The following is a 10,751-nucleotide window of genomic DNA, read 5'->3' on the forward strand; positions in this document are numbered from 1 at the left end:
ATGCTTTTAAACAGGTAATACGGAGGTTAAGACTATGGACTGCGATACATGCGCATATTATGAATATGATGAAGATGATGAATCTTACAGTTGCAGCGTCAATCTTGATGAGGATGAGATGTATCATTTCCTGACAAGAAGGACCAAAAAGTGTCCCTATTGGCGCAGTAATGATGAATACGGCGTAGTAAGACATCAGATATGATTTATTTTATTGAACTTTAAGAATTGCTAAATATATGGCTCATTGCATTGTGTGCAAATTACTTTTATAATGCAATAAGGTGCATGATTGCGCTATTTATAATAAAAGCGAGGATACAACCTTAATGGATAACGAAAATAATAACGAACGCCGCGGGCATGGTGATAACAATTCATCTAACAACAGGCAAAGCCTTTTTATGCTGCTTCTTGTAGCACTTGTTTGTATGTTTGTTATGTCATATTTTATGAACGCCCTGAGCTCGGCATCAACTATTGAAATAAGATACGATCAGTTCATTGAAATGCTGGGAAATGAGCAGATCGAATCGGTAGTAATAGAAACTGATAAGATCACAATTACCCCAAATGAAGATGGAATAATTGCTTACAATAAGGACGCAAGCATTAAAGAGGTTGCAACACCGGATACTAAGTTCTATACGGGTATTGTTAATGATCCTCTTCTTCAGCAAAAACTTGAAGACGCCGGAATTGAGTATACATCAACGGTTCCTGATTCAAGCAATTATATTATCTCCCTTGTATTGTCATATGTGCTTCCTATAGTGATACTATGGGCGCTTCTGGGTTTTTTGTTCAGACGTATGTCAAAGGGTTCAGGCGGACTGTTCAATGTTGGAAAGTCCAATGCCAAGGTCTATGTTCAGAAGGAAACAGGTGTTACATTCAAGGATGTAGCAGGTGAAGATGAAGCTAAAGAGTCACTTGTAGAAGTTGTAGACTTCCTTCACAATCCTGGCAAATACGTTAAGATCGGAGCTAAGCTTCCAAAAGGTGCCCTTCTTGTAGGACCTCCCGGAACAGGTAAGACCCTTCTTGCCAAGGCTGTAGCTGGTGAAGCACACGTTCCATTTTATTCACTTGCAGGTTCTGACTTTATAGAGCTTTATGTCGGAGTTGGTGCAAGCCGTGTAAGAGACCTTTTTGCAGAAGCCAATAAGAATGCTCCATGTATTATCTTTATAGATGAGATAGATGCTATTGGTAGGAGCCGTGATTCCAAGTTTGGAGGCGGCAATGAAGAAAGAGAACAGACACTTAACCAGCTCCTTTCAGAGATGGACGGTTTTGATTCAAGTAAGGGCGTTCTCATACTTGGTGCGACTAACAGACCTGAGATCCTTGATAAAGCCCTTCTTCGTCCGGGCCGTTTTGATAGAAGAATTATCGTTGATAAGCCTGATCTTAAGGGCCGTGTAGAGATCCTCAAGGTTCATTCCAAGGATGTCAAGATGGATGAAACGGTCGATCTTGAAGAGGTAGCTCTTGCTACAAGTGGTGCGGTAGGATCTGACCTTGCCAACATGATCAACGAAGCTGCCATCAATGCAGTTAAGGGTAAGCGCGACTACGTATCCCAGAAAGACCTCATGGAAGCTGTTGAACAGGTTCTTGTGGGTAAAGAGAAAAAAGACAGAATTCTTTCTAAAGAAGAGCGTAAGCTCGTATCTTATCATGAGGTTGGACATGCTCTTATCAGTGCAGTTCAAAAGAATACAGAGCCTGTACAGAAGATCACAATAGTTCCCCGTACAATGGGTGCTCTTGGATATGTAATGCAGGTTCCTGAAGAAGAGAAGTTCTTAAGTACTAAGGACGAGATGCATGATGACATCGTTGTGGCTCTTGGCGGACGTGCTGCAGAAGAAGTAATCTTTAATACAGTTACTACCGGTGCCCAGAACGATATAGAGAAGGCTACAGAGCTAGCAAGATCCATGATCACTATGTACGGAATGAGTGATAAGTTCGGACTTATGCAGCTTGAATCCATTCAGAACAGATATCTGGATGGCCGTAAAGAGCTTAACTGCTCAGATCAGACGGCAGCAGAAGTTGATAAGGAAGTCATGAAGGTTCTTGCATCCTGCTATGAGGAAGCCAAGAACATAATAAGGGCTCATCTGTCCACAATTGACCGTCTTGCTGAGCATCTTATAAGTAAAGAGACAATATCCGGCAAGGAATTCATGAGGATCTACCGTGAGGTAGAAGGCCTTAGAGAGCCTACTGAAGAAGAGAAGAAGTCAAGACTCAGAATATATGCGACAAGACCTGAGTCTGCAGCTGTTGGCGAAGGAAGCGATGATACTTCAAAAGGAAATAGTATAGACTTACTTGCATCAGACAATCTCTTTGGTAACAGTAATGCACTGGACAAAGACTCAACTGGAAATAGTAATAATGCGTCTGGCTCTTTGGCTTCAGAAATGTCTTCATCAGGTTCAGGCACAGAACCTGTAAAAACCAAAAGCTCCTTCGATGAAGCTATGAATGATGCACATAACTGGATGAGCGGACAGACATCTTCTGGTGGTAGCGCCTTTAGTAGTAACAAGGCTGAATATGATCAGACAGCCAAAGAAGATGAGACTACAAGTTCAGAACCAAAGGAATATGTTCAAAAGCCCAGCACTCTTTATGGAAGTGATGCCAACAAAGGTAAGGATGATAAGAAAAATGAACCGGATCCTATGGACATCCTGACAAGGAGAGGCGGATTTACTTCTTCAAGTGATAATAGAAATATCTGGACTAATCAGCCGGATAATCTGTGGTCAAATGATACCAAGAGTGAAAGCGAGGATTCTTCCAAGCTTTCAGGCGGAAGATTTTCACATGTTCCGGATGATTTTGATTCTGATAATAAGTCAGATATGCCTAAAGACGGATCTGATAACTAAAATATTTAATTAACAATAAAGTGCATCTGTATTACAAATGGTTGTAAAGACAACGTGTAATCCGGATGTACTTATTTTTATAATCATGACATGAGGTTTTAGATGGAAGAAAGCAGATTTGATGTCAAGGAAGAACTCAAAAAACTGCCGCACAGTCCCGGCGTATATATAATGCATGACGCAGATGATGTAATTATGTATGTTGGTAAGGCGATAGACCTTCACAAGCGTGTGCAGTCATATTTCAGGAAGATAGTAGGGCGTGGACCTCAGATAGATCAGATGGTATCCAAGATTGCCCGCTTTGAGTATATAGTTACGGATTCAGAGCTTGAAGCTCTTGTCCTTGAGAACAATCTTATCAAGGAGAACAGGCCCCGTTATAATACCCTTCTTAAGGATGACAAGACCTACCCATATATTAAGGTTACGGTACAGGAGGAGTATCCAAGGATTCTTTTTTCAAGACTTATGAGAAAAGATAAGGCAAGATACTTTGGACCTTTTACCAGCGCCCAGGCAGTTAAGACAACAATTGATCTTATAAATAAAATATACGGACTTAGGACCTGCAACAGGTCACTTCCCAAGGATATAGGCCAGCAAAGGCCATGCCTTAACTACTATATGGGAAGGTGCTGCGGACCGTGTACCGGTAAGATAAGTCAGGAAGAATATAAAGAACATATAGATAAGGCGCTGGACTTTTTGTCCGGTAATTATAATGTTATCTTAAAAGATCTTGAAGATAAGATGTACAAGGCATCTGAAGAGATGGATTTTGAGAAGGCGGCGCACTTTCGTGATCTTCTGAATGATGTAAGAAGCGTAGCCCAGAAGCAGAAGATGACAGATTCCTCCATGGAGGACAAGGATATAATAGCTATAGCTTCTGATGAAAGTGATGCTGTAATTCAGGTCTTCTTCGTAAGAGATGGTCGTCTTATTGGACGTGAACACTTCTATATGACACATGTAGGCGGCAATCCCCAGGAAGAGATACTGCTTGATTTTGTTAAGCAGTTCTATTCAGGTACTCCTTTTGTACCACGTGAACTCATGCTGCCTGTTGCTATCGAGGATCAGGATGTGATTGAGAAGTGGCTATCCGGAAGAAAGGGAAGCCGCATGTATATAACTGTCCCTGAAAGAGGCCAGAAGGAGAAGCTCATGGAGCTTGCTGCAGAGAATGCATCCCTTGTTCTGTCCAAAGACAGGGAGAGGATAAAACGTGAAGAAGGAAGGACCATAGGTGCTGTCAAAGAGATAGAGAAGATCCTTGGCATGAAGAACCTTTCGAGGATGGAAGCTTATGATATATCTAATATAAGCGGTTTTGCCAACGTTGGTTCCATGGTAGTATTCGAAAAGGGTAAACCCAAAAAGAGTGATTACAGGAAGTTCAGGATCAAGTCCGTGGAAGGCCCTAACGATTATGCCTGCATGCATGAAGTCCTTACAAGAAGACTATTACACGGTCTTGAAGAAAGACAGGATATGGAGATCAGGAATATTGATGCCCAGTATGGAAGCTTCACGAGATTCCCTGATCTGATCCTCATGGATGGTGGACGAGGCCAGGTCAATATCTGCCTACAGGTCCTTGAAGAGCTTGGTATTAATATCCCTGTATGCGGAATGGTCAAGGATGATAACCACAGAACAAGAGGCCTGTATTTTAACAACGAAGAGCTGCCTATAGACAGACGAAGCGAAGGATTCAAGCTCATAACAAGGATTCAGGACGAGGCCCACAGATTCGCTATAGAATATCACAGGTCTCTTCGAAGTAAAGCCCAGGTAAGGTCTGTACTTGATGACATACCTGGAATTGGACAGGCCAGAAGGAAGGCCCTTATGAGAGACTTCCAGTCAATTAAGGATATTAAAGAGGCTTCTGTAGAGGAACTTATGAAGGTCCCTGAACTTAGGGAAAAAGAAGCTTTGGCAGTCTACGAATTCTTTCATAAAGAAGAAAAGTAAATTGTAAGATATTCTTTATTTCAGGAAGTTCGCAAAATGAGGATTAGCATTTAAAGGGTGCTTTACTTCATTGAGCATCCTGTACTGCGACGGCGGATAGCCTGTGCTTTTTTTGAAAGCACGGGTAAAAGATACGCCGCTTGCAAAGCCTGCCTGATATGCAATATCTGTAACAGAAAGTTCGGGATTAGACAGAAGCGTCTGAGCATAACTTATCCTCATCTGTTGCAGATACTGATAAAAGGTCATGCCTGTATACTCATTGAATATTCTTTCGAAATGGTATTTACTAAAACCTGCATATGCAGCAATCTTTTCAAGGCTAAGATCCTGAGTGAAATGCTCAGAGATATAAGAGCATACATTGCTAAGAGGAATACTGTTTTTTACTGAAACAGAAGCCTTGGAATCTGTCTTTCTGAACAGATCAATATTTTTACCACACAAAGAAATAAATTGAATAAGTATAGAATAAATCTCCAGCTCTCCGTAAGGCTCAAGCTCTGTGAAAGATATGATGCTGTCATCATCAGGTATTTCGCTCATGTGGAAGTGCGACGCATGACCAAAATAAAGCTTCATGATCGTATTAAGATAGTCGCATAGCTTATTGTATAAATCCGGCGGACAGGTACTCTTCTTAATATGCAGAGCAGGAGACATAAGACGGAAAGCCTTGTCTATCTCGCGAAGGGATATGATTCCTGAAAAGTCTGCCTGTATATAGATCCTTGCACCCGGAGTGGGAGAGAATATCTCGTGAAGGACTGCAGGGCAGATCATAAGTATATCATCGATATCTACATGATAGGTCTGATTGCCGCAGATCACCTTATAAGGAGCTTCTTTGGGCCATATGATCTCAACGTCGTTATGCCAGTGAGGCGGGAAGTCGGAGTGGAGCCTGTTTATGAACATGCGCAGATTAGTATTGATCTTATGATTGATCTTTTCTTTGGCATTTGATGTTAGAGTAAGCTGACTTTTCATAGTGAATCATCTCCTTGCATGATGAGTCTTATATAATAAACCAAAACATCCCACTTGGATGGACCGGCATCCCCAAAGTCTTTACAGGGGCAGGCAGTATATAAATCAGTGCCAGCCCCCCTGTAAAGACTTTGGGGATGTTTTAGTAATAAAATAAAAAGCAATTTTGGTTATATGAAACAGGATGTAAATTGCTATAAGCTTAAAACCACATTCTGCATAAATGGGGCATAGATCATGATATACGGTTAACTTATGTCACATTATAGCAAAGAAAGGGTCGTTAAATTGTGAATTAAATTTAAAAATATATTAAATATCAGAATAATCATACACAAAATATATATTTGTACATACAAAACAGCAATTTTGGTTTGTTTGATAGCAATTAAGTATGGGCGTAAAAACGTAAATTATCCTAGAGTAAAAGAAGAAGGGGCTTTACACAATAGCCAAAAAAGAGGGAGGGTTTATATGAGAAAAAAGATAATGTCTATTTTCTTTGCAACAGTTCTAACAGCTGCAACGCTGGCTGGGTGTGGCGGATCGTCTGCTGGAACGACATCAGGTACAGACTCAGGTGCATCGCAGGCGCAAACCGGCGGTGGATCAACAGGTTCTAAGCAGACAGATGGCAAGAATCTTCCGGAACTTACTACAGAACCTATGACGATCACTCTATGGGATATCTCAACAGAAGATCCTAATAAGGGGATTGCCGAAGCGGCTGTAGCAAGGTTTATGGCTGATTATCCCAACATCACAGTCAATCAGGTGCATCAGCAAAATGATAATTACAAGCAGCAGCTTGTAGTTGCCATGAGTTCGGGTCAGGCACCAAACATCTATTGCCACTGGGGTGGCGGTCCTATGGCAGAGTATTATAAATCAGGCTTTGCAAATGATATTACAGATATGTATGCCAAGTATGATCATCCCGAGTATGTAGAAGCTGCAGTTGCACAGTCAACTTATGATGGCAAGATGCTTGCGATTCCTTTTAGCGGACTTACGGGCTGCGATATCTTTTATAACAAGACTATCTTTGCAGATCTTGGACTTGAGATTCCTGAAACTATAGACGAGCTTGAAACTGTATGTGACAAGCTAAAAGAAAACGGAATCATTCCATTCAGTCTTGCTAATGCATCTAAATGGACAGGATCCATGTACTACATGTATCTGGTTGCACGTCACTCCGGCAATGCTGAGTTTGACGCAGCTTATACTCAGGAAAACGGAGGCTCTTTTACCAGCCCGGCATTTATATACGCAGGCGAGAAGATTCAGGATTGGGTCAAGAAGGGATACTTCCCGGATGGTGTTAACTCCCTTTCAGCAGATGATAACCAGGACAGAGCGCTTCTCTATGACGGATCAGCAGCTATGATGCTTCACGGTTCATGGCAGGTTGGCGGAATCAAAGCTGACAACGAGGAATGGTACAACGAGAATATCGGAGTTTTCCGTTTCCCTGAAGATTCAGAAGCTAAGGCAGCAGGTGTTCCTCAGGATGTAGAGATAGGTACAGCTATAGGAATGGGTATGACATTTAACTGCTTCAAGGAAGACGGATCTGTTGATCAGGAAATGCTTGATGCTTGTTATGTACTTGCAACCCAGTATTTTAACGATGATACATATAATGCGGCTCAGGTTGCAGCAGGTACAGTTCCTTCAATCAAGGGATTTAATGAGAATATAGAAGACCCTAATAATAAATACATCATCGACCAGTTCTTTAAGGCTTCTAATGTACAGCTCTGGTACGATCAGTATCTGCCTGCATCGGTTACAGAAGTACATAAGAATTGCATGACAGAACTCTTCGGTCTTGAAAAAACTCCGCTGGAGATAGGTCAGGAGCAGGATGCAGCAATGCAGAAGGCACTGGAAGAATAGGGGACTACGTTTAAGTAAAAAGCTCTTTACAGCTGCATAAATGATTCTAAATCACTATTTCTAAAAAATGAAGTGGAAAAAGCTGCCCACAGGATACTTTCCTGCGGGCAGTTTATTTAAAACAAGCGGGTGTAGTTGTTATTGCGAGGAGGGGCTATATGGAGAAAAGCAATAATCTGGGGCTTGCCAAAGCCAGGGCCAGAAGCACTCAAAGGGCAGCGGCAGTCTTCCTTTTGCCGGCGCTGGTGCTTATAGCAGTATATATCGTATATCCTGTCATCGATACGTTTGTGATCAGTGGTTACAAATGGAATGGAATATCTTCAGACAGGATCTTTATAGGTCTTGATAACTGGAAAGGTCTTGTGAGTGATGAGATGTTCTGGAAATCTTTTACCCACAATCTCATCGTAATGGTCTTTTCAATTCTGTTGCAGATACCGATCGGTATGCTTCTTGCAACCTTTCTTGATGCAGGTGGTAAGAAGTTTAACCTTTTTAAGGTTATATGGTTTCTGCCTTATCTTATGAGCTCGGTTGCTATCGCATTCCTTTTTGTATATGCACTTGCAACTAATGGAGGTCTTATTTCGTCTCTTGCTACCATAATTCTGGGACATAAAACTACGATTGACCTTTTGGGAACAGCGCCCAACGCTCTATATACAATAATAGGAGTTATGGCATGGCAGTTTACGCCTTTTTACATGGTCTATTTCATAGCTGGGTATGGCAATATAGATACCACGATCTATGAGGCAGCGATCATAGACGGAGCAACAAGAGGCCAGTATCTATGGCATATAGCGATTCCGCTTCTGGGGCCTATCTTTAAGACTGCCTGCACTATGTCACTTATAGGTTCACTCAAATATTTTGACATGATCTGGAATATGACCCAGGGAGGGCCTGCCGGGACTACAGAACTTATGGCAACTTATATGTATAAGCTGTCATTCCAGCAGTTCAACATGGGTTACGGATCGACAGTTGCAGCGGGTATGTTCATCCTGATAACAGCTATAGCACTTATTTTTAACAAGGTATTTAAGGTTAAGGAGGATTACTGATATGAGTGAAAATATACAAATAGACATATCACAGACAACCTCCGGTGAAGATATTTTAGAAAAAAAGGATGGAACAATCATAGCTAACATGCCAGGTAGAACAAGTGATGGTGAAAAAGCAAAAAAAGATGATTACAAAGTATCAAGGATAAAATCAGTAATAGCATGGACTATAGCAGGCTTTTTTGCAATGATATGGCTTATCCTTACACTTACACCGTTTTTCTTTATGATAATGAATTCATTCCGTAAGCAGTTTGATATGTTGCAGCAGGGCGTGTTCCATCTTCCGGATCCCTGGTATTTTCAGAACTACGTTGAGGTGGTAACTCATGGATTTTTCGGATACTTTTTTAGAAGTGTTATAGTAGTTGCCATATCCCTTGTTCTGATGCTCATCATATCTTCGTTTGCAGCATATCCATTGTCTAGGATGAAGTTTAAACTAAATGGATTTATATATGCAACAATCGTAGCTATTATGTCAGTTCCTATGCATGTTACACTTATTCCCATCTTCAAACTTACAACATCAGTTGGGCTTTATGACTCGCTGTGGTCACTTATAGGGCCGTATGTAGCATTTGCACTTCCTATGTCAGTTTTCATTCTTACTGCTTTTATGAAAACAATCCCTAGAGAAGTAGAAGAGTCTGCTGAGATTGATGGATGTAACCGTTATCAGAATTTCTTTATGATGATACTTCCTCTTTCAAAATCCGGATTATCTACACTTGCGATATACAATGGAGTTTCAATGTGGAATGAGTTTGCTTTTGCCAATACTTTTTTGATATCTCCGGGCAATAAGACACTTCCTCTTGCACTTGGACAGTTTAAGGGTGAGCATTCACTTAATATACCCATCAATATGGCGGTTCTGACACTGTCTGTTCTGCCTATGATAATTCTGTTTATCATCTTCCAGGACAAGCTGGTCAAGGGCATGATGGCAGGAGCAGTTAAGGGATGATATCATTAAAAACTTTTTTACAATAAAGATATAACTAATAAAAGATGATAAAAACTGCATAAAAAACAGAAATACAAAAGTTATTGTAAAAGGATAAAATATATAATAGTAAATATTAATCATATAGACGCAAGGAGAAGGTATATATGACAATCTATGTTGACGTAAATGCAAAGCATGATGGTAATGGCTCAAAAGAGCTGCCATTTAGAAGAATAGGTGAGGCTGCCAAGGTTGCAATGCCGGGGGATGAAGTTCTTGTAGCGCCTGGAACCTACAGAGAGTATGTAGATCCTGTAAATGCAGGAACTGAGGATAAGAGGATCGTATATAAGAGTACCGAGCCTCTTGGAGCTATCATTACAGGTGCAGAAAAGCTTTCAGGCTGGACCAGATATGAAGGGGATGTCTGGACATCGAGAGTTCGTAACGGAATATTCGGATCATACAATCCGTATACAACACTTGTATACGGAGACTGGTACTTCGCTACTCCCAATAAACATACAGGCTGCGTGTGGCTAAATGATGAGGCCTTATATGAAGCTCTTAGCATTGAAGAAGTAATAGAAGCTAAGGTATATGACTGTTCATGGGTTCCTGAAAAGTCTACCAGAAAGTGGTATGCCAAGCAGGATGCAGAAACAGACGAAACCATATTCTATGCTAACTTTGGAGGAGCTGATCCTAATAAAGAAAATGTTGAGATCAATGTAAGACGTGAATGCTTCATGCCCAGTAAAGAAGGCATCGGTTATATCACAGTAAGCGGATTTAATATTAATAAAGCTGCTACAACATGGGCACCTCCTGCAGCATATCAGGACGGAATGATCGCACCACACTGGAGTAAGGGCTGGATCATAGAAGACTGCGAGATATGGGGCAGTAAGTGCGCAGGAATCTGCGTAGGACGCTACT

General features: G+C 41.1%; 6 protein-coding genes and 2 pseudogenes. 7 read left to right on the plus strand and 1 reads right to left on the minus strand.

Translation table 11 applies throughout. The features are described 5' to 3' along the window. The first annotated feature begins 34 nt into the window (after positions 1–34). The 3 genes and pseudogenes from K6G87_RS05115 (at position 35) to uvrC (ending at position 4,895) form a co-directional block, all read left to right on the plus strand. Positions 35–205, plus strand: coding sequence for a DUF6472 family protein (locus K6G87_RS05115; protein WP_296834676.1), 171 nt, complete (start codon positions 35–37; stop codon positions 203–205). A 124-nt stretch (positions 206–329) separates the two neighbouring features. Beyond that, positions 330–2,243, plus strand: a pseudogene (ftsH, locus tag K6G87_RS05120) (ATP-dependent zinc metalloprotease FtsH); the annotation flags it as partial. A gap of 771 nt (positions 2,244–3,014) precedes the next feature. Continuing rightward, positions 3,015–4,895 carry an excinuclease ABC subunit UvrC gene (gene uvrC / locus K6G87_RS05125; protein ID WP_296834680.1) on the plus strand — a complete coding sequence of 627 codons (1,881 nt, stop codon included), beginning with the start codon at positions 3,015–3,017 and terminating at the stop codon, positions 4,893–4,895. Positions 4,896–4,910: 15 nt separating this feature from the next. Here the strand turns inward: uvrC and K6G87_RS05130 are convergent, their stop codons facing one another. Then, positions 4,911–5,885, minus strand: coding sequence for an AraC family transcriptional regulator (locus K6G87_RS05130; protein ID WP_296834683.1), 975 nt, complete (start codon positions 5,883–5,885; stop codon positions 4,911–4,913). A gap of 474 nt (positions 5,886–6,359) precedes the next feature. On the opposite strand from K6G87_RS05130, the gene K6G87_RS05135 reads away from it, so the two are divergent. The 4 genes and pseudogenes from K6G87_RS05135 to K6G87_RS05150 all read left to right on the plus strand — a co-directional run. Further along, the gene (locus K6G87_RS05135) at positions 6,360–7,787 is read left to right on the plus strand and encodes an extracellular solute-binding protein (RefSeq protein ID WP_296834685.1); all 1,428 of its coding nucleotides are present in this window, start codon (positions 6,360–6,362) and stop codon (positions 7,785–7,787) included. A gap of 158 nt (positions 7,788–7,945) precedes the next feature. Then, a complete protein-coding gene (locus K6G87_RS05140; protein WP_027207362.1) occupies positions 7,946–8,857 on the plus strand; it encodes a carbohydrate ABC transporter permease in 912 nt (303 codons plus the stop codon). A 1-nt stretch (position 8,858) separates the two neighbouring features. Then, positions 8,859–9,830 carry a carbohydrate ABC transporter permease gene (locus K6G87_RS05145; protein WP_330669741.1) on the plus strand — a complete coding sequence of 324 codons (972 nt, stop codon included), beginning with the start codon at positions 8,859–8,861 and terminating at the stop codon, positions 9,828–9,830. A 146-nt stretch (positions 9,831–9,976) separates the two neighbouring features. Continuing rightward, positions 9,977–10,751 (plus strand): annotated as a pseudogene (locus tag K6G87_RS05150) (right-handed parallel beta-helix repeat-containing protein); the annotation flags it as partial.

The sequence above is a fragment of the Butyrivibrio sp. genome, from assembly GCF_024699075.1.